The organism is Fibrella aquatica, assembly GCF_041321135.1.
In the GTDB taxonomy this organism is placed as follows: domain Bacteria; phylum Bacteroidota; class Bacteroidia; order Cytophagales; family Spirosomataceae; genus Fibrella; species Fibrella aquatica.
This window is the reverse complement of the sequence record NZ_JBGGWF010000009.1, coordinates 92,620-114,397: the sequence shown is the minus strand read 5'-3', so window position 1 is coordinate 114,397 and position 21,778 is coordinate 92,620. Positions and strand designations below refer to the sequence as shown.

Genomic DNA, 21,778 nt, shown 5'->3' with positions numbered 1-21,778 from the left:
GTTGATTAGATAAAAAACTTGAATAGCACCAGCAACGTGGTGATGGCACTGGCCACGGGCAACACACTTGGCCCGGCCCGCTTGTCCCACAGCTTGCTTTTTTTGGCAGGTACGTAGATGACATCGCCCGACTGAATCTGGATATTCCGCGTGGCGAACTGATCCATGCGCGTCAGGTCGATCTGCATGGTGTGGGGCTGGTTATCGATCGTGCGAATGACCTGCACAGCCTGCCGGTCGGCATAGAGGTCGAAGTCACCCGCGCGGCCCAGCAACTCAACAAGTGTGTTAGCTTCCTTTTCGAGCAGAAACTTGCCCGGGTTTTTCAGTTCGCCCAGCACCGTCACCTCTTTGTTCAGCACCTTCACATCGATAATCGGGTCGACAATCCACTTCCTGAACTCAACCAGCAGTTTCTCGCGGGCTTGCAATTGAGTCAGGCCCGCCAGTTTCACCTTGCCAATTTTTGGGATAGGTACGTCGCCGTTGGGGTCTACCATCACCCATTTACCATACACTTCGTTGGCGCTGTAGATGCTGTAGAGCGACCCCACGCTCAGGTCGTCGTGGTTCCAGATACTGATGCTGATTTTATCGTCTTTTCGGATAGTGTACTGACTGGGAGCCTGTCCCAGAAAAACCGAATCGACCTGATTAGTAGCAGTTTGCTGAAAGAGATTCTGCGACGCACAGCCCGACAGCCACAGGGTACTCAGCGCCAGCAATACAGCCAGTAGCTGACTTCTAACCAGCTTCATATAACGCCCAGGAAGCTAAGCAGTTTCTGTACTTTCCCCTGTGGCCGTTGCTTCAGCAGATCCATCACGGTCTGGATTTTTTTCAGCACCGTCTCAATTTTCTCCAGGTCGTTATCGTCTTTGATGATGTAGTCGAAGGCACCGTATTTAAGCGCGTTTACCGCCACTTTCATATCGTCTTGCCCCGAAACCACCACCATATAAATGTCAGGATTGAAGCGCTTCACTTTCCGAAGCACCTCCAGCCCGTCCATTGGCTCCATACGGTAGTCGAGGAAAATAACATCGGGCTGGTCGGTGAGGTGATTCAGGCACTCCTGCCCGTCGCTGAACAGGGTAACGTTAGTGTGGCCGAGGTTACGGATGTGCTGTTCGTAGAGTTGCCCGCAGAAGGGATCATCGTCGATAAGGAAGATAGACAAGGGATTCTTGGTTTCCATGGTTTGATTATTTGGAAACTAAGAATACGAATAGCGTGCCAGCAGAACTACTCACTGACTATCAGTTAGTTATCTTTACAATCTAACAACATTCGTCTACAGATTGGAAAGGCATTCCAGAATGTGGAAATGATGATTACGCGGTAGATGGTACGCGGATTTGAGGGGATTTAAAACGATTTACGCGGATTTTGGATTTAAGCGGATTTAAGATGGGTACGCGGATTCGAAGGATTTAAAGGAGTTTGCGCGGATTTTTCGATCAAAAGTGATTTAGGGGGTACGCAGATTCAAGGGATTTAAACCGATTGACACAGATTTTTGATTAAAAGTGATTATATATTTGAGCAGCGCAAATCCATTTGAATCCAAAAATCCGCGCCAATCGGTTTGAATCCCCTCAAATCCGCGTACCCTATACAATCCGCGCGAATCCTTTTAAATCCTTTTAATCCGCGTACCCATAATTTGCGTACCCACTTGACGACCAGAGCAAACCCCACCAACGAACGCCTCGATCTGGCGCATAACTACGTCTTGCACACGAGTCAGAATGTGTTTCTGACGGGGAAAGCCGGTACGGGTAAAACCACATTTCTACACCAGATCAAGCAACTCTCGGCCAAACGACTGGTGGTGGTGGCACCCACGGGCGTAGCGGCGATCAATGCGGGCGGCGTTACCATTCACTCGCTCTTTCAGCTCCCGTTTGGCCCCATTATTCCGGGCGATCAGGAGCACATGAGCCGCAAATTCAACAGTGAAAAAATCAAGCTACTCCGTACCCTCGATTTACTGGTCATCGACGAAATCAGTATGGTCAGGGCCGATGTGCTTGATGGTATCGACGCCGTGCTACGGCGATATCGGGGTGGCGACCGGCCGTTTGGAGGCGTTCAGTTGTTGCTCATCGGTGACATGCAGCAGCTTCCGCCCGTCATTCGCGATGAGGATTGGGCGCTGTTGCAGCCGCACTACCAGACCGGCTACTTTTTCAGCAGTCAGGCGCTGCAACAGACCGAGTACGTATCCATTGAACTTACGCACATCTACCGGCAGTCTGACCAGCGCTTTATTGACCTACTGAACGGCATCCGTGAGAAAACGATCACCGCCGCCGGGCTTGCCGACCTCAATCAACGCTACATTCCCGATTTTGCCCCCGACGATGACGCGGGCTACATTACGCTATCGACGCACAACAACACCGCCCAGCAGATCAACAACCGAAAGCTGGCCGAGCTGTCGTCGCCCCTTCGCTCGTTTACCGCCACTGTGCTCGATGATTTTCCCGAACACATGTACCCAACCGAGCATAAACTCAGCTTGAAAATTGGGGCGCAGGTGATGTTCATCAAAAATGACGTGTCGCGGGAAAAACTGTTCTACAACGGCAAGATTGGCCGAATTACCGCTTTCGGGGAAGATTACATCGAGGTACAATGTCCCGGTGAGGTCATGGGCATCGTAACCGGCCCCGTTGAATGGCAAAACATCCGCTACACACTCGACCCGGCAACAAAGGCCATTAAAAGCGAAATTATCGGGTCGTTTATCCAGTTTCCGCTGCGGCTGGCCTGGGCCATTACCGTGCATAAAAGTCAGGGACTGACCTTCGAGCGGGCCATTATCGACGCCGGCAAAGCGTTTGCCCACGGACAGGTGTATGTAGCCCTGAGTCGCTGCAAAACCCTGGAGGGACTAGTACTCCAGACACCCATTCCGGCCAGTAGCATCAAAACCGAGTACAACCTGGAGCGTTTCCACGCCGACGTGCAGGAACGTACCCCCACCGAGCAGCATTTCCAGAGCGCCAAGCGGGTGAATCAGGAACAGAGGCTCTACGACCTGTTTTCGTTCGAGCAGGCCGCTTACTGGCTGGAACGTACCCGGAAAGTGGTAGCTGAGTCGGCCCGGAGCCTGCCTATGCACCTGGTGCCCGAGCTGGGCGAACTGGTAGCCCTTCTGAACGACAAAGCCCGCCTAATGGCCCACCGCTTCCAAAAACAGCTACCCGACTATTTTGCGCAGGAATCCATGCCTGAAGCCAATGAGCCGCTTCAGGTACGTATCCGCAATGCCAGCGTGTATTTTCACACCCTGCTGGTCGACGAGCTGTTGCCGAAGTTGCGTGCCCTGCCTACCGAATCAGACAATAAGCAGGTACGTGCCGCCCTGCTCGAATATCTCGACGACGCCGAAAAAGCCTTCGTCGTTAATCTGGCCACGTTTGCCAAATGCCGCGACGGATTCGATGCCCTGCTTTGTGGCGAAGCCCGCAACCGCGCCGAGCTGGATTTTGTACCCGCCCGCAAACAGGTAGCCGCACCAACGGCCGGTCTACGCGCCAGAAGTACCACCGGCCGGGGTAACCGCGATGACTCGAAACCAAGTGCGCTGTATTTCGAATTGATGAAATGGCGCAACAACATGGCTACTGAACATAATGCCACGGCGTACCAGATCATGGCGCAGCAGACCCTGACCGAAATTGCCCGGGTACGTCCCGAAACACTGGATCAACTGGCTAAAATAAAGGGCCTCGGCAAAGCCAAAGCCAAACGCATCGGCGAGGAACTGCTGACCATCGTTCGCAACAACCCCGATTACGGTAGTGCAGGCTACGGCCGCTCGGCCCGTCCGGGATCAAGTATTGCTCAGGGGCAACGTACCCAGGCCAACGTACCCAGCACCGCAGCTCATGAAGCAACGCTCACCCTTTTTCTGACCGGGAAATCCATTGCCGACATTGCCACGGTGCGGGGTATTTCGCCGCAAACGGTAGAGAATCACCTGTCGGTTTGCATTCGCGAAGGTCTTTTGCCCGTCGAGGTTGTTGTGTCGGCTGATAAGCTGTCGTTGATATACAGCACCTTCGGCACCTCACGCCCGCTAAGCCTGACTGAAGCCGTAAAAACGCTCGACGGTAAGGTCACGCAACGCGAGTTGCGACTCGCCTATGCCGATAGTTGAGTGAGAAGCAGCACGCAACAAAACGCATCAGTACCTAACAATTACCTTCGACACGGGTCCGTTTTGCGTAGTCAAGGTTAGCAGGTACGTACCTGGCCCGCGAGTAAACCGATCAGCAGACAACGTTCGCTCGAACGTACCGGTGGGCTGATTGGGCCAACGTACCTGATGCAACAAACGCCCTTGCATATCGGTCAGCGTTAAGGCCACGTCGGAAGTGGCGGACAAAGGAAGCGATACCAATACATCGCCAACCGACGGATTCGGGCCAAGCACGAGCGCGTTGGGTTCCGTGGCCAGTATAGCCGTACCAAATGGCTCAATAGCGGTGTCCATCCAGTTCAGGCGCTTCGTGATCCAGTCTTTCAGGTAATCAACCTCTCCCTGATAGGTTGGTCCCACGTACCCGTTAGGCCACACGTACACCCCAATAACCGGCCATTTGTTGAAATTCCGGAAACGTGATTCGGTTAGCACGGTGGCGGTTGAATCAATAAACGAACCAAAGCGCTGTGATGTCAGCACAGTTTGGCGCAGGACTTTGTACTTCGCTTTCACTTTTTTGCCAAATTCCAGATCCTGAAGCAACCGACTCCACCAGAAAGGAACCGGATAAATATCTCCGGGGCACAGGGTATTATAATCAAAAGCCCAGCCCCGGAAATTGTTGCCATCGCAGTAATCGGCGTTACCATAGGCGAGGTTATAATCCCAGATAGGGCCCATCACCAACCTATGATTTTTCGAATCGCGGTCTTTGGAAAAAAAAGCACTGATCCGGTAGCCATCGATATTCTTGCAAATCTCGGTCAGCAACAAATAATCGATGAACGACTCTTCATCGGCAAACTTCCGAAAGCCCTTTTCGGGATCCGTAAAATCGGTGCCATTTAGAGCCCCTTCAAATTCAGTTACGTATTGCCTGATATACTGAAACTGCTCATCGGCCAGATCTTCGGGCTTCGGTCGATCGATCTGAATGCGTATAGGTAACCGGTTTGGCCCACCCGTATAGGGCGATGTCCAGGTGCGAGATGTTGAGCCTTCTGTTTTGTCCAGTTTCAGAATATAGCCTCCTGTAAGGGCATCGCCTGCAATATCGGTCTTTTTAATGTTGCTGATATTCACCCGGTTTTTGTCCCGTTTTAGCCGTTCCATTACAATGTAAATGCCGCGGTATTCGCCGTTCAATACCAACTCACAATACCGGAACCGCGACGCATAGTACTTGCTCATTTTATGAAAAAAGTCGTACGTCAGCGTTTCGCGCAGCAGGGTTTTGTCATTGTAAGATGCGTTGAGCACCCAATCGCTCTCGGCAGGCATACCAAGTATCGATTGGGCTACTGAGTTGATGCCCGTTGAATCGCGAAGTTCGATACCGTATGGTTTCTTGGGAAAGCTCTGCGAACTGGCGCCCCGTAATTCAATGCCAATGACACTCCGAAACGAAGCCTTATCGGTCAGGTAGTTACGCTTACCCGCGCCGTTGTCGATGATCTGCATATCAGCCACAATTTTGGGCTCATCCACGATGGTTGCCCCGCGCGAACTGATGACAACAATGGGCAGATTAGAATCGGTAAACGACTGGCCCGCTCCTATCAGTGGTAGCAGCAACAGAATCCAGGCGGAAAAGCGATAAAGACGCATAGCATTGGCTAAACCAGTAGAGGTCAACACCTTCAACCGAAAGTGCCAACACCCCGCTCACTTACTTGTTGTACTGGTACGGCGTTTGCTCACAGAACCATAGAGGGCAAAGGTTGTTTGGCTGTTTGGCTGTACATTTGTTTACCTTACCCAGACCGTATTTTTGGCAATACCAGACCAGACCGGGGCGTTGATAGTGTATTTACTCGTTATGCCATTGATTTTCACATTCTGCCGCCTATTAACTCCCGCTTTTCCGGGGGTTCGGACCCTATGGCCTCGCCTGTTGCTTGGCCTATGCCTCGGCTTGCCTGTGGCTACGTTGGCCCAGCGAAAATCGCCCGCCCCCGCTCCTGTTGCCCCTGTTACTCCACCGGTAGCCGTTACCGCCATTGATAACGGTGCCATTGCCCAGCCAGCGGTAAAGTCGGATAAGGAAGTAGCTGAAGAAACAGAATTTACCGACGCCTACCGCTTTTTGCTGGTCGATGAGCCAACGAAGGCCATTACGGCTCTGGAAAAAATGGTGGCCAAAAACCCGGCCAATGCGGCGGCTCAGTATGCCCTCGCGGCGGCCATGATTAAGGCCGAAAAAAGTAAAGAGGCCCTGCCCTACGCTCAGAAAGCTTATCAGCTCGACAAGAACAACGCGTATTACCTGTTGCAGGTAGCCGAATTGTATGTGAAGCAGAAACGCTACACCGAAGCCGAAGAGCTGTATGAAAGTTTACTGGCGAAAGGCTCCGAAACCATCGAGTACGGCGTTGAACTGGCCGCTATTTACCTTTTCGACGATAAACCCGACAAAGCCCTGGCTACCTACGATCGGGTAGAGAAAGCAATGGGCCTGAACGAAGAAATCACCCGTCAGAAACAACGCATTTATTTAAAACAGAATAAGGTCGATAAAGCCATTGAAGAAGCCGAAAAGCTAATTGCTTCTGAACCCGCCGATCCTGAATTTCTGGTAGAAGGAGCCGAACTGCTGGTAGCCAACGACCGCGTACCCCTGGCCATCACCTGGCTCGAACGCGCCCTAAAACTGAGTCCCGACAGCCCGGAGGCCAACATGATGCTGGCCGACATTTACCGGCGGCAGGGCGATGTCGATAAGTCAAATCAGGCCATTCAGAAACTGTTTGCCAACCCCAATCTTGAAGCAGGCCTAAAAGCCCGGATTCTGTCAAGCTACGTTGGTGCATCGGCCGACACGCCCACGGCTAAACAGGATGCTCTAAAAATGGCGCAGGAGTTGAGCCGTCAGAATCCTAATGATGCCAAATCGCAGGTGATGATGGCCGATCTGCTGATGCAGCAGGGGCAGAAAGCCGAAGCCCGCGACGCCTACGCACGGGCCGCCCGCCTCGACCCATCGATTTATGAAGTGTGGGGAGCCATTGTACAACTCGACGGCGAACTGTCGCAGATCGACAGTATTCTGGTGCACACGACTCAAGCGCTGGAGGTATTCCCCAATCAGGGATTGCTCTGGTATTCAAATGGGGCTGCGAATCTGTACAAACGCCGCTACCAGGAGGCTGTTGACGCGCTGGAAGAGAGCCGTAAGCTGCTTTCATCCAACGAAAAAATTCTACCCGAAATAAACGGGCAGCTTGGCGATGCGTACAATGGCCTTCGTGAATACCCCAAGTCGAACGAAGCCTACGAAGCTGCTCTGAAAATTGATCCAGCCAACGACCGGGTGCTGAATAACTACAGCTACTTCCTGTCGCTCCGGAAAGAAAATCTGGCCCGAGCAAAAGCCATGTCGACTAAACTGGCTGAATTACATCCTGCCAATGCAACGTACCTGGATACCCATGCCTGGGTGTTGTACGTCATGAAGGACTATGCCGCCGCCCGGAAGTTTCTCGAAAAAGCCATTCAATCAGATCCTGCCAATGTCAGTGGCACCATTCTGGAACATTACGGTGATGCCCTGTTTCAGTTGGGTGATAAAGCCAAAGCCATTGAACAGTGGAAATTAGCCAGGCAAAAAGGCGGAGCCAGCGATAAGCTGGACCAGAAAATTGCGGGTGGAAAATTATATGAATAGAGTTCCCTTGTATGTTTTGCTGGTAAGCGTACTGATTAGTCAGGCGAGTTGCCATCGTCAGCGCAATAAACCCAGGTCCATCGCTACAACCATCACCGCCGATACGGTAGCTATGAGTCAGCCGCAGTCAGCAACGGTGCTGTCGCCCCCCCAGGCCGTCCCCCCCGTTACGGTTACGGCTCCGACAGCCAACACAGCCCTGACCCGGCCCGGTATCGACGAGGCCCGGACCAATGTAGCCGAGATTGATTTTAGCTATCTCACGGCCAAATCGAAGTTATCGTTCAAGAGCAAAACCCAGGATATCAGTAATGCCAATCTGAATCTGCGCGTTCGGAAAGACAGCGTTATCTGGATTAGTATTTCCAAAGTAGGCATAGAAGCTGTTCGAGCCCTGATCACCCGAGACTCGGTAGCTATCATGGACAAACTGGAACGCCGCTACGCCATTTACGATTTCCCAACGCTGAGCAAACAGTTCAACTTCGACATGAATTTTGATCTGTTACAGGCGTTAATCGTGGGTAATTTGCCACTGCCGAAACGCCCTGCTCAGAAGATCAAAAAAGAGCGCGATTACCTGCTGCTACGCCAAAGCGCGGGCAAGGTGCTGGTTGAAAACTACATCGGCGAAAACGACCGGAAGCTGAAACGCCTCATGGTCACCGAGCAACCCACTAAGAACGCTCTCCGTCTCGACTACGACGATTTCGATCTACTCAACAATTTTCTGTTCCCGTACTCCAGCCTGGTCACGCTCGACTACCAATCGCAAGTCGACGGGCAGTTTTACCAGACACTCATTCAGATCAAGCACAGTAAGGTTGAATTGGTTGATAAAGACCCCGGGTTTCCGTTCACCATTCCACCCAAGTATCAACGTAATTGAAGTCTTGAAAGTCGTCTTTTGTAGTGCATAGTCTTGAAAGTCGCACAGCTACTGAATAACGACTTTCAAGACTATGCACTACAAAAGACGACTTTCAAGACTATTCACGCCTATTTTTGCCCATGCGTTTATTCCTCTTTCTTCTATTCACCTTACTCACGTCCCTGCCACTGCTGGCTCAAAAGCGGGATCGGCAGGCGTTGGAGCGCGAAAAGCGGAAAAACATCGAGCAGTTGAATCAACTTCGGGCGGTACTAAAAAAAACGTCATCGCAAAAGCAGGTCTCGATTGGCCAGTTGAAAGCCCTAACTGCCGAGATTGACGCCCAATCGAAGCAGATTAACCTACTCTCTGACGAGATAAAACTGAGCGAGTCTGAGATTTCGGACCTTCGAAAAGCCAGTCAGGCCCTGAATCGTGATCTCGACAAGCTGAGGGCCGAGTATGCCCAAATGATCTACGCCGCCGATAAGCGCCGACAACAGTTAAATCCGCTGGGTTTTCTGTTTTCGTCCGAAAACTTTAATCAGTTGGTGGCCCGGTTCCGTTATTTGAAGCAATATGCCAAAGCCCGCCAAACCCAGAAACGGGAGATGGAAACGGTGCAGACAGAAATATCGGGCAAACGAACAGCCACCGAACAAAAACGCCGACAGCAAACGGTTGTGCTAACCACCAAGGTGCGCGAATCGGAAAAACTTGAAGACCTGAAACAGGATAAGAACAAGGTTGTTGAGCAACTAAGTCAGAAAGAAGGCATTTTGCGCACCGAACTGGCCGAAAGCAAAAAGAGCATCAGTCGACTCGAGAACATGATCACCTCGATCATTGCCCGGGAAGCCCGCGAACGCGCCGAACGCGCTCGTCGGGAACGGGCCGAACGCGAACGTCTGGCCAAAGCAGAAGCCACCCGGCTAGCCGCCGCCCGCCGCGAAGCCGAACGTAAACAGGCCGAAGCCGTAGCCAAAGCCAAAGAAGAAGGGAAACCAGCCCCACCCCCAGTGGCCACACCCGTGATAGTGGTTCCCGACCCTGAGTTTGGGGTGGCTAAGTCAGACAATACCCGTACGCCCAGCAATCTGAATCGCGAAGAGTTGGCGCTGGGCTCGTCCTTTGCTGCCTCGCGTGCCCGGCTACCGTGGCCAGTACAACGCGGGTTCGTTTCCGAACGGTTTGGCGTTCACCCCCACCCCGTGCTGAAAGGACTGAAAGTGTCTAATCCGGGTATTGATATTCAAACCAATGCCGGCGAACCCGTCCGGGCAATTTACGATGGCATTGTCATGAACGTTGAATACGTGATGGGTAGTCAGAACGTAGTGGCCATTCAGCACGGCGACTATTACACGATCTACGCTAAGCTAAAGAACGTGACTGTAAAGATGGGTGACCGGGTAAAAGCCCGCGAAACCATTGGCAGCGTAGGCGTCGATAGTCGGGGAAACGCTGAATTGCAATTCCAGATCTGGAAAGAATTTGCCAAAATGAACCCCGAATCCTGGCTGGCACCAAGATGACAATAAACAGTTATCAGTAACCAGTTATCAGCGTTGCAAATGCGCATAACGTACCTGAAAATCTGATAACTGTTTACTGCTAACTGCTTACTGAAAAAATGTCTGTTCACAACCCCGATATTAAGCGCGTTACTACGCATACCCTGCAGGAACTGAAAAGCCGGGGGCAAAAAATCTCGGCCCTCACGGCCTATGACTTCTCTATGGCCCGCGTTGTTGACGCCGCCGGGGTAGAGGTTATTTTGGTTGGCGACTCGGCCTCCAACGTAATGGCCGGGCACGAAACAACCCTCCCCATCACACTCGACCAGATGATATATCATGCTGGATCAGTGGTACGGGCTGTAAAGCGTGCGTTGGTCGTAGTTGATCTACCCTTTGGCTCTTATCAGGGCAATTCGTCGGAGGCGTTGCGGTCGGCTATTCGGATCATGAAAGAATCGGGTGCCCATGCCGTGAAGATGGAAGGTGGCAGCGAAATTCGTGAGTCAATCACACGTATTCTAAGTGCGGGCGTACCTGTAATGGGGCACCTGGGCCTCACCCCACAGTCGATTTACAAATTCGGCACCTATGCCGTTCGGGCTAAGGAAGATACCGAAGCGCAGAAACTGATGGAAGATGCCCTCATGCTTCAGGATATTGGTTGCTTTGCCACCGTACTGGAGAAAATTCCGGCGGCGCTCACCAAACAGGTATCCCAGAAGCTGGCGATTCCAACCATTGGTATCGGTGCCGGCCCCGACGCCGACGGGCAGATTCTGGTTATTCACGACATGCTGGGCATCAATACAGAGTTCAAGCCCCGTTTTTTGCGCCGCTATGCCGATCTCCACACGGCTATGCTCGAAGCCATCACGCATTACGTCGACGACGTGAAAGCCAACGACTTCCCGAACGAATCAGAAGCGTACTGAGTTAAAAAATGAATGAATAATTAAGAATTAAGAATTAAGAGTTGAGAAATGAGAGTCAAGAGTCAAGAAGTGAGCGTCAAGAGTTAAGAATCAAGAGCGAGCCCTGCCAATTAGCAGCGCTTACTTATGCCTCTCAACTTTCAACTCTTGCCTCTCATCTCTTGCCTCTCGTCTCTTGCCTCTCGTCTCTTAATTCTTCATTTCTATGAAGAAGCGCGTACCTTATTCGGTGGTTTATGAAGATAACCACCTCCTGATCGTCAACAAAGAACCGGGTGTTCTTGTGCAGAGCGATCGCACTGGCGACCTCTCGCTGACCGAACTCCTGAAAGAGTATATCAAGGAACAGTACAACAAACCCGGTGACGTGTTCCTCAACCCCGTTCATCGCCTCGACCGGCCCGTGAGTGGGTTGGTTGTGTTCGGACGTACCTCGAAGGCGGTAGAACGCATGACGGAGATATTCCGTAAGCGGCAAATCCAGAAAACGTACTGGGCGGTTGTGCGTCAGCACCCTGCTGAGAAGAAAGGCAAGCTGGTTCATTACCTGATTAAGGATGAAGCCAAAAATCAGGTAACAGCTTACGACAATGAGGTGCCGGGTTCGCAACGGGCCGAATTATCGTATCGGCTATTGGGCAAAATTAACGAGCATTACCTGCTGGAAGTTGAGCCACTGACAGGCCGTCCACACCAAATACGTGTTCAACTGGCGGCTATGGGTTGCCCAATTCGAGGCGATGCCAAATATGGCTACGACCGTGAAGTGGCTGATAAAAAGATTTATCTGCACGCCCGCCGGCTCTATTTTATTCATCCCGTGAAGAAAGAGCCCCTCATTCTCCGCGCCGGACTTCCCGTTGATCCCTTTTGGGAAGAATTCCTTGAACTGGATAACGAAGAATTCAAGGATAAGAACCTGGATTTTATCTTTTAGTCGCCGGGAATAGCACGAAAAAAGGCGCTGATACTACGTACTGTAGTGTCAGCGCCTTTTTTATGGACGTCTACGTAAACCTTACTAAGCTTCGGGTTGTACCGAGGTGCTTGTTGGCTTGTAACTAATATCAGTACTCATTTGGTCGATGACGCGCTCAGCCATTAGAACAGCACCACGAAGGGCACCGAAGACCATGCAAAGCGGCAACAAAATGGGCAAAAACAATACCCATTGCAAAATCATGTACAATCGAATCGTTCTCATCTCTTTTCAAGTATTATGGGTTGGTCACTTAGCTAGAAGTGAATACCTGTTTCAAATCAAAACTTATGCCAACTTTTGTTACGGAGGTAAAAATTTGTTGATTCAAAGTTAATCTTGATATAATACTAAAACAATAGATGAACCATGAATTCGTCTATTAAATTAATTAATAAAATCAAATGTGAACATTATAAGTCTGTAGGTTTACTAGTCCATAGAATTAACCGTTTGATAATAAGTTAGTTAACCATGAAAAAATAATCCCCAAACTATATAAAATAGTTTGGGGACAACACCTACTTGCTGAAAACTTTCTACAGGTTCTGCTTCTTCAGTTCCTTCACCGCGAAATCAGCGGCACGGGCAGTTAACGCCATGTAAGTCAGCGATGGATTGACGCATGAGGCAGACGTCATAGCGGCACCATCTGTTACAAACACGTTTTTAACGGCATGCAACTGATTATTGGCATTCAGCACCGACGTCTTGGGGTCACGTCCCATACGGGCAGTTCCCATTTCGTGGATACCAATGCCCAAGTGTTTCGACTCGTCATTGTAGCCACGTACGTTTTTCAGCCCTGCAGCTTCCAGCATCTCTACAGCGTCGTTCATCATGTCTTTGCGCATCTTCTTCTCGTTCTCGCCGTAAGCCGCATCAAACACGATTTGTGGCAAGCCCCAACGGTCTTTCTTGTCTGGCGAGAGCGTCATGCGGTTGTTGGGATCAGGAATTACTTCACCAAAGCCACCAATACCAAAATTCCATGGGCCCGGCTTAGTCAGGTCTTCCTTGAAATCAGCGCCGAAACCTTCTGTACCCACGCCCCGGTTCCAGCCCGAACGACTGGCACCACCCTGATAGCCGAAGCCCCGGATGTAATCGCGCTTATCGCCATCCCAGTTCCGGTAACGAGGAATGTAAACGCCATTGGCACGACGACCATAATAGTACTGATCTTCCATACCATCAAAATCACCCGATGCACCTACACCCAGGTGGTGGTCCATGATGTTGCGACCCAGTTGATCAGAGTCATTACCCATTCCGTTCGGGAACCGGCTCGACTTCGAGTTCATCAGGATAGACGTACTACCAAACGCCGAAGCGTTCATGAAGATGATCTTGGCGAAATACTCGCGCTCTTCTTTCGTGTTCTGGTCAATCACCCGAACACCTTTGGCCCGACCTTTTTTATCGTCATACAATACTTCGGCCACAATAGAGTCGGGACGGAGTGTTAAACGACCGGTGGCAGCTGCGGCAGGCAACGTAGCCGACTGCGTGCTGAAATAGGCACCAAACGGGCAACCACGCATACACTGATTGCGGTACTGACAAGCAGCCCGACCCAGGTTTGAGTGTACCGCCTTGGGATCTGTTAAGTGAGCAGCACGGCCAATGGTAATGTGGCGCTTACCAAACGCTTTCTCAACCCGGGCTTTCACCTCTTTCTCCACGCAGTTCATCTGCATAGCAGGTAGAAAATTACCGTCGGGCAGTACGCTAAGGCCATCTTTCGAGCCACTGATACCGGCAAAGCCTTCTACATATGAATACCATGGAGCCAGATCTTTGTACCGGATTGGCCAGTCAACAGCAATGCCGTCTTTGAGATTGGCCATAAAATCCTCCTCATTGAGCCGGTAACTCTGCCGACCCCACATCAGCGAGCGACCACCTACGTGGTAACCCCGAATCCAGTCCATCGGACGTTTTTCGATGTATGGGTTCAGTGAATCGTTCTCGAAATGATGCCGCCATTCTTCATTGGCAGTATACCCTGTGCGCATGTTGGCCCAATATTCTTCGGCTGCCTGCACTGTAATACGGCCCCGATGCGGAAAATCCCAGGGGTTATTGGTAGCGGTGGTGTACCCTTCAACGTGTTTAATGTCGCGGCCCCGTTCCAGCATCAATACGCGCAGGCCTTTCTCGGTTAATTCTTTGGCAGCCCAGCCACCTGATATGCCCGACCCAACTACGATTGCATCGTAAGTCATGTCTTTCTGGGCGTCTATATTGAGATTCATAGGAAAGTAGTAATTAAGTCTATGAGTCATAAGTCTGGAAAGTCGCTTAGTATAAAAAGGGATCAGTAACAAACTGAACGACTTTCCAGACTTATGACTGACAGACTTGGAACTTTTGTTTTAGATGGCCCAAGCTTTCTGACCGGGTTTCAGAGGAACGCAACCGTCGTAACGGCCAGGAATCGCTACATACTCCAGCGCTTGCGTAGCACCGATTTCGGACGTGAAATAACCCATCAGCGTAAGATCCTTCAACATGGCGAAGAATGGCGTTACGTTCCGTTTTTCGGCCGCAATCTGTACATCCTGCTGACCGGCTACAGCGCGGGCTGCTGCTGATTTCTGCTGTTTAGCATCGGCTTCCAGCTTCTTCATCAATTCGATCTTCTGAGTGTTATCGAGTTGAGAAAACGATTTACCATAGCTGTCCTGACTCATTTTCTGGGTCATGGTCAAGCCATCGATAAACTGTTTTTGATCAGCGGGTTTATAGCAATCTTTCAGCACAACGTCTATGATCTCATTGACTTTAGCCGCCTTGGCACCGGGTGTGCTGGTTGTTGGAATAATTACATCGGCCAAATCGGCCACTAAGGCATCCTGCTCAGCCGTAAATAGCAAGGGTTTGCCCGTTGCCATTCGTTGGGCTGCCGAAGCCTCAAGCGTATCGGCCAACGCAGATGAGCCCAGGGCAGGCAGCGTCATTGTCGCACCAACCATTGTGGCCACCCGCAACAGGGCGTCGCGTCTGTTCATAGGAGTAATAAGTTAGAATACAGTATAAAAACGTTCAAAAGGAACACAAATGTATATAATTACAAGACGGAATTGGACAGTGCGATCAAGTTTCAGAACACGTTTTTTCGGGCAATTTCTTCTCCATCCGAAGCGTCTGATTATTAAGCATGTACCGTCATAAAGTCACACTCGGTGACCTTCGTGAAGCAACATCTACGCAACAGCCCGTACTTTTACGCCAATCACAACAACAACCTATGACAATCAGCCTGATTGCCGCTATGGCACAAAACCGGATCATTGGCCAAGACCGCCCCGACGGCCGACCCGACCTGCCATGGCACCTACCCGACGATTTTGCTTACTTCAAACAAAAAACCAGCGGTCACGCCATTATTATGGGGCGTAAATCGCTGGATGCATTGGGGAAACCCCTGCCCAAACGGACCAATATTGTTATCACTCGAAACCCCAATTTTCAATTCGACGGGGTGCAGATTGTTAATGATCTGGATACGGCGCTGGAAGCAGCCCGACAGGCCGAAGCGAAACGAGAGAATCCGGAAATTTTCATTATTGGCGGAGCCGAAATATACGCGCTCGCCTTACCAGTGGCCGACCGGATTTACCTCACCGAAGTGCAACGTACCTACGAAGGCAACGCCTCGTTCCCCGAATTTGATATGACGGTATGGCACGAAGTCAGTCGCCAACCTCACCCCGCCGACGATCGCCACGAAGCCGCGTTCGATTTTGTGGTGTATGAAAGATCGTAGAGACGCAACATCTTGCGTCTCCGCGTGCGTCAGCAATTACGATTAACAATTTGCTGACGCAAGAGGAGACGCAACATCTTGCGTCTCTACTTTATCGACTAATCTCCAATACTTCAAATTCGATTTTACCGGCGGGAACCGTGATTTCGGCAGATTCGCCTACTTTCTTACCGAGGAGACCTTTACCGATGGGCGAACCAACCGAGATCCGGAATTGCTTCAGATCTGCTTCTTCTTCCGAAACGAGCGTGTAGGTGACCTCGGCGCCCGTCTTCTTGTTTTTGATCTTTACGTGCGACAGCACCGACACAATCGACGTATCGATCGATGACTCGTCGAGCAGGCGGGCATTAGCCACCACTTCTTCGAGTTTCGAGATTTTGAGCTCGTGCAGGCCCTGTGCGTCTTTGGCCGCATCATATTCGGCATTTTCGCTTAGGTCACCTTTATCGCGGGCTTCGGCAATTTGGTGGGCAATGGCTGTACGACCTTTTGTTTTCAGGTCATTCAGTTCAGTTTTGAGGCGGTTTAGACCTTCTTCGGTATAATAATTAATCTTAGACATAATATGCTGGTGTCTTTTGCTTAGACAATTGCCCCAAACGAGTTCAGATAACGGGTAGAAGCAACTATTGGTAACATTCGTTGTGGATAATCGGACTCGCCAACTATCATTAGCAGTTGTTGGTAACAAAAAAAAGAACGGCCCACCGACCGTTCTGCAACAAGTTTGTTTGTTTTGCAGCTCGTCAGAAGAACCAACCTTTAATGATTTGTGGGCGTTGTTCTCGCATCGGGTTGTGATGGCGTTTAGACAAATGTACGACTTCAGACCCGCCTTTGTCAACCCACCCCGACTGGTTTCTGAAAAACAGGAAAACGGGAAAATGACAAGACGACATCAACGTACCTACGAACGAATCATATGAACAACAGATTACGCATTGTGTTTATGGGCACCCCCGATTTTGCGGTGGCCACGCTTCAGCGCCTCATCGACGGCGGTTGCCAGGTTGTTGCCGTTATTACGGCCCCCGACCGACCGTCGGGAAGGGGTTTACAACTCATGCCTTCACCCGTGAAGAAAGCAGCCCTACAAGCCGGAATACCTGTATTACAACCCGAAAAACTACGTGACCCTGCTTTCCTGTCCGAATTGGCCGGTTACAATGCCGACCTTCAGGTAGTGGTGGCGTTCAGAATGTTACCAGAGGTGGTGTGGGCCATGCCCCGGATAGGGACGTTCAATCTTCATGCATCTAAACTACCCCAATACCGGGGAGCAGCGCCTATCAATTGGGCCATCATCAACGGAGAAACAGAGACAGGGGCCACTACCTTTTTCATTGAAAAAGAGATCGACACCGGTCAAATGATTTTTCAGGAAACAGAGCCAATTTACCCGGATGACACCGCAGGTACGTTGCACGATCGTCTGATGGAACATGGGGCCGATCTGGTCTTACGCACGGTAGAAGCCATTGAAACAGGAACGTACCCCAAAACCCCGCAACCGACGTCGGATAACCTGAAACCGGCTCCCAAACTTCACCGGGAAACCACGCAGATCAACTGGAACCAGCCCGCCGCCGCCATTCGTGATTTCGTACGGGGCCTCTCGCCCTATCCCGCCGCCTGGACCATACTGAACGGTAAATTCTACAAAATCTACGCGGTATCTGTCGCCAACGAAACGCTGCCCGACGGAAGTGTTGTGACCGTAGAGCAGTTCGAGGCTGAACCGGGTGAAGTATATACCGATCACAAAACGAAGCTGCACGTACGTGCTGCCGATGCCTGGGTAACCGTGAATGAGCTACAGGCCGAAGGCAAACGCCGTATGCTGGTCGGCGATTTCCTACGCGGCAATACGATTTAGGGGTGAGTGGTGAAGGGCGAGGGGTGAAGGGTGAGGAGTGAAGGGTGCTTTGCTACGTGTAGAGACCGGGCCTAAATAGAGCGTCCTTCACTAATTCACCCCTCGCCCTTCACTCCTCACCAATTCACCCTTCACCCTTCACCCCTCACCCCTCCACATTTAAACTCTTGATGTATGGCCGATACGATTCTAGTGACGGGGGCGAATGGGTTTCTGGGAAGCCATATTGCGCACGAATTAGTGACGCGCGGGTACGTTGTGAGGGCGTTGGTGAGGCCTTTCAGTTTCCGGGCTACCTTGTCTGGTTTGCCTATCGAGTTCATTGAAGGGGATATTAGCAACCCGACCGATCTGCTGGCTGCTACCGAAGGCTGCACCGGCGTGATTCATGCGGCGGCTCTGGCGCAGGTGAATCCGGCCCGTAATGAGTCAGTCTGGCAGGTGAATAAAGTGGGTACAGAAAACGTGTTGCAAGCTGCTCAACAGCACGGCATACGCAGACTCGTGTACGTGGGAACCGCCAATGTGTTTGGCTTCGGCACAAAAGAAAACCCCGGCAACGAAACGCGGCCCTATTCAGGGAAACACTACGGCGTAGACTATATGGATAGCAAAGTGGCCGCCACCATAGCCGTGACGCAGGCTGCCCTTACCGGCAACGTACCTGCGGTGCTGGTGCATCCGTCGTTTTTGGTAGGTCCCATGGATAGTAAGCCCACCTCAGGAGCCATGTTACTGGCTATTGCCCGTCGGCAAGTGCCGGGATACACGGCAGGCGGAAAAAACTTTATTCACGTTCGCGATGCGGCGGTTGCCACCGTGAATGCCCTGACCATGGGGCGTGTGGGCGAATCGTATATTTTAGGAAATGAAAACCTTAGTTATCAGGAAGCGTTTGAACTAATGGCCGGTATTGCGGGCGTACGGGCACCACGTTTTGCCATTTCGCCGAGCCTTACCCGGTTATATGGCCGTTTCAACGACGCCCTTTCCGCAGTAACGGGAAAACTGGCTCAGGTAACGTTTCCGATGGCTATGATTGCCAATGATGGCCACTATTTTTCGTCTCAGAAAGCGATCGACGAACTCAACTTACCTCAAACATCCATTCGAGAAGCCATTCAGGATGCTTACGACTGGTTTACGGCGAATGGACACGTCTACTGAAAAACCAATATTCCAGGCTACCCCACCCCATCGACAGACGACACGCACCGGACTGTTTACCGGCAAAGTGGCCTTAGTTACCGGTTCAGAATCAGGTATTGGGCGCGAAACAGCTCGTGAGCTGGCGCGTCAGGGTGCCTATGTGATGTTGAATGGTCTCCGGCCGGATCAATTGACCGAAACGCTCCGTGGTTTCATTGAGGATGGGTACGTTGCCGAAGCGTACGTGGCCGATGTGACTGATTTTGCTGCCTGTCAACGGTTGATTGACCAGACAATAACTGCCTTTGGGCGGCTCGATATTCTAGTGGCCAACGCCAGCATTTCCATGCGAGCCTACTTTGGTGAGCTGGATGTCGCGGTTTTTCGGGCCGTTTGCGACAGTAACATCTACGGCACTGTTTATCCGCTCAAAGCAGCTCAGGCTCACCTGCTGGCTTCTAAAGGCTGTGTTACGTTTATTTCCTCCATTTCGTCACTAAACGGTATTCCCAGCGGGTCAGCGTATTGCGCCGGTAAAGCCGCCGTGAGTAATCTGGCCCATACCCTCCGGCTCGAATGGCATGGAACCGGACTGCATGTGGGCGTTATTCATCTCGGATTCACAGCCAATGATCCTGATAAACGCGTATTAGCGTCCCACGGCGAACCGGTCCCACTGGCGCACCGTCCGCCACGCTGGCAGATGTCTCAGCAGGAGGTGGCAAAAGCCATAGTACGGCATATTCACCGCCGCCGCGCCAAAACCGTGTTGACGGGCATGGGTAAACTTAATTCCGCGCTAAGCCGGTTTTTCCCCGGTCTGGTCGACAGGATTGTGCTGTTGAGCATGAAGCTCCGGCCCGAATTATATGAGTGACTCTCGCGCAGTTCCAGCAATCAGTTGAGCATGAATCATACTATACTTCTTCTACCGTGGCTGGCACCGGGGCTATAGGTTGCACGTAGTTTTTTAACGCACCAACGGTGAAGGTAATGGCGGCAACGGTACATATAGCCCCCGCCATGTAGGGCGCTCCCGGGAAAAAGACAGGTGCACCGGGTTTGGTGAAATAGGCAAATAGGTTGGTCATCAGCACCGGGCTAATAATAGCCGTCAGGCTCATCAGACTGGCCAATGCTCCCTGTAGCTCACCCTGCTCGTTGGGTGGAACCTGACCGGAAATAATGCCCTGAATGGCGGGGCCGGTAATGCCCGCAAATGCATACGGAATGATTAGGACAAAAGCCATCCAACTCTCATTGGCAAAAGCGAAGCCCAGAAAGCTGATCACGTAAACAATCATTCCCAAAAAAACGGATCGTTTCTGCCCCAGTTTCGGAATGATCAGGCGGATTAGTCCACCCTGCACAACCGCTACCGCCAATCCAACTAACGCCAGCGAAATGCCAACCATTTTCGTATCCCAATTGAAGCGTAACATGGTGAAATAGCCCCATACCGACTGCATTACCTGACCTGCGATATACAGAAAAGCCAGCGCGATAATCAAGCCTAATAACGACCGGTACCGGCGCAGGGCTTTAAACGACCCCACCGGATTAGCCCGCCGCCAGCTAAAGGCGCGACGATTAGCCATCGACAGTGATTCGGGTAACACAAAATAACCGTATAACCAGTTGAGCAGTGACAGACAGGCTGCCGCGTAGAATGGTGCCCGGATACCGTAGCTGCTAAACAAAGCCCCAAGCGTGGGACCAATAATAAAGCCTAATCCGAATGCGGCACCGATGAGGCCGAAGTTCTGCGCTCTTTTTTCGGGCGTACTCACATCGGCAATGTAGGCACTGGCCGTGGTGAAACTAGCCCCACAAATACCAGCCACGATACGCGCAAAAAACAGCCAGCCAATTGTAGGCGAATAAGCCGAGACCAGAAAGTCGAGCCCGAGGCCGAACAGAGAAATCAGTAATACCGGCCGACGACCGTACTGGTCGCTGAGGCCACCCAAAATGGGCGCACAAACAAACTGCATGGCTGCATAGGCGAAACTGAGCCAACCGCCATATTGCGACGCAACGCTGAGGCCCTGTCCCGTAAGTTCTTCAATCAGTGTGGGAACTACCGGAACAATCAGGCCAATGCCGATGCAATCGATAAGAACCGTAATGAAAATGAAAATTAACGCCGGACTTCGTTTATCAGCCATATTGACAATTGCATGTTGAACAAAGGCTGCAAGTTACGATGTTTCGATAGGTAGTTGGCGGACATTACCCACCGGCTGCCCTCTATGGAACTCTCTATCAGTACTCCGGCGCTACTTTTTTCTACTGTTTCGCTGTTGATGATCGCCTTTACCAATCGGTTTCTGGCCATTGCCAGCCTTATTCGTGATCTGCATGACAAATTCAGAACCAACCCCGAAACGGTTTATGTGGATCAGATCAAGAACCTGCATCGCCGTTTAAAGCTTATTCGTAATATTCAGATTCTGGCCGTGATGAGTCTGCTGGTCAGCGCTGTATGCATGGCGCTTATTTTTTGGAACGAACCCGTTGCGGCCAGTTATCTCTTCGGTCTGGCGCTGGTTCTTCAGATTTCGGCACTGGTCATTTCTGTGCTGGAAATCTCTATTTCGATCAACGCCTTACAAATTGAATTGAGCGATATGGAGAAAGAACTGGGCCACCGCCGGTTTGATTTATTCACGCTCCGATCGCGCAACGCTACCAATCCCGATAGGTCACATTAAAATTATCGATAGGCCCAAATTTTTAATCCTTCACTGCCAAAAAGGCAAGCTACTTAGAACCAATTACTTACAAATAAATTAG

Annotated in this window: 19 protein-coding genes; 11 read left to right on the top strand and 8 right to left on the bottom strand. The window is 51.2% G+C overall.

Annotated features, from left to right (window positions below; translation table 11 throughout):
- Nucleotides 1-5: 5 nt before the first annotated feature.
- Together ACAW87_RS19015 and ACAW87_RS19010 are read right to left on the bottom strand one after the other, a co-directional pair.
- Nucleotides 6-758, bottom strand: coding sequence for a polysaccharide biosynthesis/export family protein (locus tag ACAW87_RS19015; protein ID WP_370725225.1), 753 nt, complete (start codon nt 756-758; stop codon nt 6-8).
- Nucleotides 755-1,198: a response regulator gene (locus ACAW87_RS19010; protein ID WP_370725224.1), complete on the bottom strand. Its 444-nt coding sequence runs from the start codon at nt 1,196-1,198 to the stop codon at nt 755-757. Before ACAW87_RS19010 ends, ACAW87_RS19015 begins: the two co-directional genes overlap by 4 nt.
- Nucleotides 1,199-1,678: 480 nt before the next feature.
- Between ACAW87_RS19010 and ACAW87_RS19005 the strand changes: the two genes are divergently transcribed.
- A complete protein-coding gene (locus tag ACAW87_RS19005; RefSeq protein ID WP_370725223.1) occupies nt 1,679-4,171 on the top strand; it encodes an HRDC domain-containing protein in 2,493 nt (830 codons plus the stop codon).
- Between the two features lie 27 nt (nt 4,172-4,198).
- Here the strand turns inward: ACAW87_RS19005 and ACAW87_RS19000 are convergent, their stop codons facing one another.
- Nucleotides 4,199-5,824: a CotH kinase family protein gene (locus tag ACAW87_RS19000; RefSeq protein WP_370725222.1), complete on the bottom strand. Its 1,626-nt coding sequence runs from the start codon at nt 5,822-5,824 to the stop codon at nt 4,199-4,201.
- Between the two features lie 211 nt (nt 5,825-6,035).
- Between ACAW87_RS19000 and ACAW87_RS18995 the strand changes: the two genes are divergently transcribed.
- The 5 genes from ACAW87_RS18995 to ACAW87_RS18975 all read left to right on the top strand — a co-directional run bounded on the left by ACAW87_RS18995 (nt 6,036) and on the right by ACAW87_RS18975 (nt 12,140).
- The gene (locus ACAW87_RS18995; RefSeq protein ID WP_370725221.1) at nt 6,036-7,880 is read left to right on the top strand and encodes a tetratricopeptide repeat protein; all 1,845 of its coding nucleotides are present in this window, start codon (nt 6,036-6,038) and stop codon (nt 7,878-7,880) included.
- Nucleotides 7,873-8,769: a lipoprotein insertase outer membrane protein LolB1 gene (gene lolB1 / locus ACAW87_RS18990; protein ID WP_370725220.1), complete on the top strand. Its 897-nt coding sequence runs from the start codon at nt 7,873-7,875 to the stop codon at nt 8,767-8,769. Before ACAW87_RS18995 ends, lolB1 begins: the two co-directional genes overlap by 8 nt.
- A gap of 122 nt (nt 8,770-8,891) precedes the next feature.
- On the top strand, nt 8,892-10,286 hold the full coding sequence (locus tag ACAW87_RS18985; RefSeq protein ID WP_370725219.1) for a murein hydrolase activator EnvC family protein: 1,395 nt from the start codon (nt 8,892-8,894) through the stop codon (nt 10,284-10,286).
- Between the two features lie 98 nt (nt 10,287-10,384).
- The gene (panB, locus tag ACAW87_RS18980; protein ID WP_370725218.1) at nt 10,385-11,203 is read left to right on the top strand and encodes a 3-methyl-2-oxobutanoate hydroxymethyltransferase; all 819 of its coding nucleotides are present in this window, start codon (nt 10,385-10,387) and stop codon (nt 11,201-11,203) included.
- Nucleotides 11,204-11,408: 205 nt separating this feature from the next.
- A complete protein-coding gene (locus ACAW87_RS18975; protein ID WP_370725217.1) occupies nt 11,409-12,140 on the top strand; it encodes an RluA family pseudouridine synthase in 732 nt (243 codons plus the stop codon).
- Nucleotides 12,141-12,224: 84 nt separating this feature from the next.
- On the opposite strand, the gene ACAW87_RS18970 is transcribed toward ACAW87_RS18975, so the two are convergent.
- The 3 genes from ACAW87_RS18970 to ACAW87_RS18960 all read right to left on the bottom strand — a co-directional run bounded on the left by ACAW87_RS18970 (nt 12,225) and on the right by ACAW87_RS18960 (nt 15,196).
- Nucleotides 12,225-12,407 (bottom strand): hypothetical protein, encoded by a 183-nt coding sequence (locus ACAW87_RS18970; protein WP_370725216.1) that lies wholly within the window; start codon nt 12,405-12,407, stop codon nt 12,225-12,227.
- Between the two features lie 314 nt (nt 12,408-12,721).
- Nucleotides 12,722-14,440, bottom strand: coding sequence for a GMC oxidoreductase (locus ACAW87_RS18965; protein ID WP_370725215.1), 1,719 nt, complete (start codon nt 14,438-14,440; stop codon nt 12,722-12,724).
- Between the two features lie 120 nt (nt 14,441-14,560).
- Entirely contained in the window at nt 14,561-15,196 is a 636-nt protein-coding gene (locus ACAW87_RS18960; protein ID WP_370725214.1) for a gluconate 2-dehydrogenase subunit 3 family protein, read from the bottom strand.
- Nucleotides 15,197-15,435: 239 nt separating this feature from the next.
- Between ACAW87_RS18960 and ACAW87_RS18955 the strand changes: the two genes are divergently transcribed.
- A complete protein-coding gene (locus ACAW87_RS18955) occupies nt 15,436-15,954 on the top strand; it encodes a dihydrofolate reductase (RefSeq protein WP_370725213.1) in 519 nt (172 codons plus the stop codon).
- A gap of 91 nt (nt 15,955-16,045) precedes the next feature.
- Here ACAW87_RS18955 and greA read toward each other — a convergent pair whose 3' ends face one another.
- A complete protein-coding gene (gene greA / locus ACAW87_RS18950) occupies nt 16,046-16,519 on the bottom strand; it encodes a transcription elongation factor GreA (RefSeq protein ID WP_370725212.1) in 474 nt (157 codons plus the stop codon).
- 360 nt (nt 16,520-16,879) lie between these two features.
- On the opposite strand from greA, the gene fmt reads away from it, so the two are divergent.
- From fmt to ACAW87_RS18935, 3 genes are all read left to right on the top strand, one after another.
- Nucleotides 16,880-17,833, top strand: coding sequence for a methionyl-tRNA formyltransferase (gene fmt, locus ACAW87_RS18945; protein ID WP_370725211.1), 954 nt, complete (start codon nt 16,880-16,882; stop codon nt 17,831-17,833).
- 174 nt (nt 17,834-18,007) lie between these two features.
- Complete coding sequence (locus tag ACAW87_RS18940) at nt 18,008-19,000, top strand: NAD-dependent epimerase/dehydratase family protein (RefSeq protein ID WP_370725210.1); 993 nt, start codon at nt 18,008-18,010, stop codon at nt 18,998-19,000.
- Nucleotides 18,984-19,859 (top strand): SDR family NAD(P)-dependent oxidoreductase, encoded by an 876-nt coding sequence (locus ACAW87_RS18935; protein WP_370725209.1) that lies wholly within the window; start codon nt 18,984-18,986, stop codon nt 19,857-19,859. The genes ACAW87_RS18940 and ACAW87_RS18935 overlap by 17 nt, the downstream gene beginning before the upstream one ends.
- Before the next feature lie 40 nt (nt 19,860-19,899).
- Here the strand turns inward: ACAW87_RS18935 and ACAW87_RS18930 are convergent, their stop codons facing one another.
- Nucleotides 19,900-21,150: a TCR/Tet family MFS transporter gene (locus ACAW87_RS18930; RefSeq protein WP_370725208.1), complete on the bottom strand. Its 1,251-nt coding sequence runs from the start codon at nt 21,148-21,150 to the stop codon at nt 19,900-19,902.
- Nucleotides 21,151-21,234: 84 nt separating this feature from the next.
- Between ACAW87_RS18930 and ACAW87_RS18925 the strand changes: the two genes are divergently transcribed.
- Nucleotides 21,235-21,696: a DUF2721 domain-containing protein gene (locus ACAW87_RS18925; RefSeq protein ID WP_370725207.1), complete on the top strand. Its 462-nt coding sequence runs from the start codon at nt 21,235-21,237 to the stop codon at nt 21,694-21,696.
- Nucleotides 21,697-21,778: the final 82 nt, after the last annotated feature.

Bases quoted from the DNA above. Each gene is read 5' to 3' on its own strand.
- lolB1 (WP_370725220.1), top strand. From the start codon at position 7,873: ATGAATAGAGTTCCCTTGTATGTTTTGCTGGTAAGCGTACTGATTAGT.
- greA (WP_370725212.1), bottom strand. From the start codon at position 16,519: ATGTCTAAGATTAATTATTATACCGAAGAAGGTCTAAACCGCCTCAAA.
- ACAW87_RS18960 (WP_370725214.1), bottom strand. From the start codon at position 15,196: ATGAACAGACGCGACGCCCTGTTGCGGGTGGCCACAATGGTTGGTGCG.
- ACAW87_RS19000 (WP_370725222.1), bottom strand. From the start codon at position 5,824: ATGCGTCTTTATCGCTTTTCCGCCTGGATTCTGTTGCTGCTACCACTG.
- ACAW87_RS18935 (WP_370725209.1), top strand. From the start codon at position 18,984: ATGGACACGTCTACTGAAAAACCAATATTCCAGGCTACCCCACCCCAT.
- ACAW87_RS18965 (WP_370725215.1), bottom strand. From the start codon at position 14,440: ATGAATCTCAATATAGACGCCCAGAAAGACATGACTTACGATGCAATC.
- ACAW87_RS18970 (WP_370725216.1), bottom strand. From the start codon at position 12,407: ATGAGAACGATTCGATTGTACATGATTTTGCAATGGGTATTGTTTTTG.
- ACAW87_RS18955 (WP_370725213.1), top strand. From the start codon at position 15,436: ATGACAATCAGCCTGATTGCCGCTATGGCACAAAACCGGATCATTGGC.
- ACAW87_RS18930 (WP_370725208.1), bottom strand. From the start codon at position 21,150: ATGGCTGATAAACGAAGTCCGGCGTTAATTTTCATTTTCATTACGGTT.
- fmt (WP_370725211.1), top strand. From the start codon at position 16,880: ATGAACAACAGATTACGCATTGTGTTTATGGGCACCCCCGATTTTGCG.
- ACAW87_RS18995 (WP_370725221.1), top strand. From the start codon at position 6,036: ATGCCATTGATTTTCACATTCTGCCGCCTATTAACTCCCGCTTTTCCG.
- ACAW87_RS19010 (WP_370725224.1), bottom strand. From the start codon at position 1,198: ATGGAAACCAAGAATCCCTTGTCTATCTTCCTTATCGACGATGATCCC.
- ACAW87_RS19015 (WP_370725225.1), bottom strand. From the start codon at position 758: ATGAAGCTGGTTAGAAGTCAGCTACTGGCTGTATTGCTGGCGCTGAGT.
- ACAW87_RS18940 (WP_370725210.1), top strand. From the start codon at position 18,008: ATGGCCGATACGATTCTAGTGACGGGGGCGAATGGGTTTCTGGGAAGC.
- ACAW87_RS18925 (WP_370725207.1), top strand. From the start codon at position 21,235: ATGGAACTCTCTATCAGTACTCCGGCGCTACTTTTTTCTACTGTTTCG.
- ACAW87_RS18975 (WP_370725217.1), top strand. From the start codon at position 11,409: ATGAAGAAGCGCGTACCTTATTCGGTGGTTTATGAAGATAACCACCTC.
- ACAW87_RS18985 (WP_370725219.1), top strand. From the start codon at position 8,892: ATGCGTTTATTCCTCTTTCTTCTATTCACCTTACTCACGTCCCTGCCA.
- panB (WP_370725218.1), top strand. From the start codon at position 10,385: ATGTCTGTTCACAACCCCGATATTAAGCGCGTTACTACGCATACCCTG.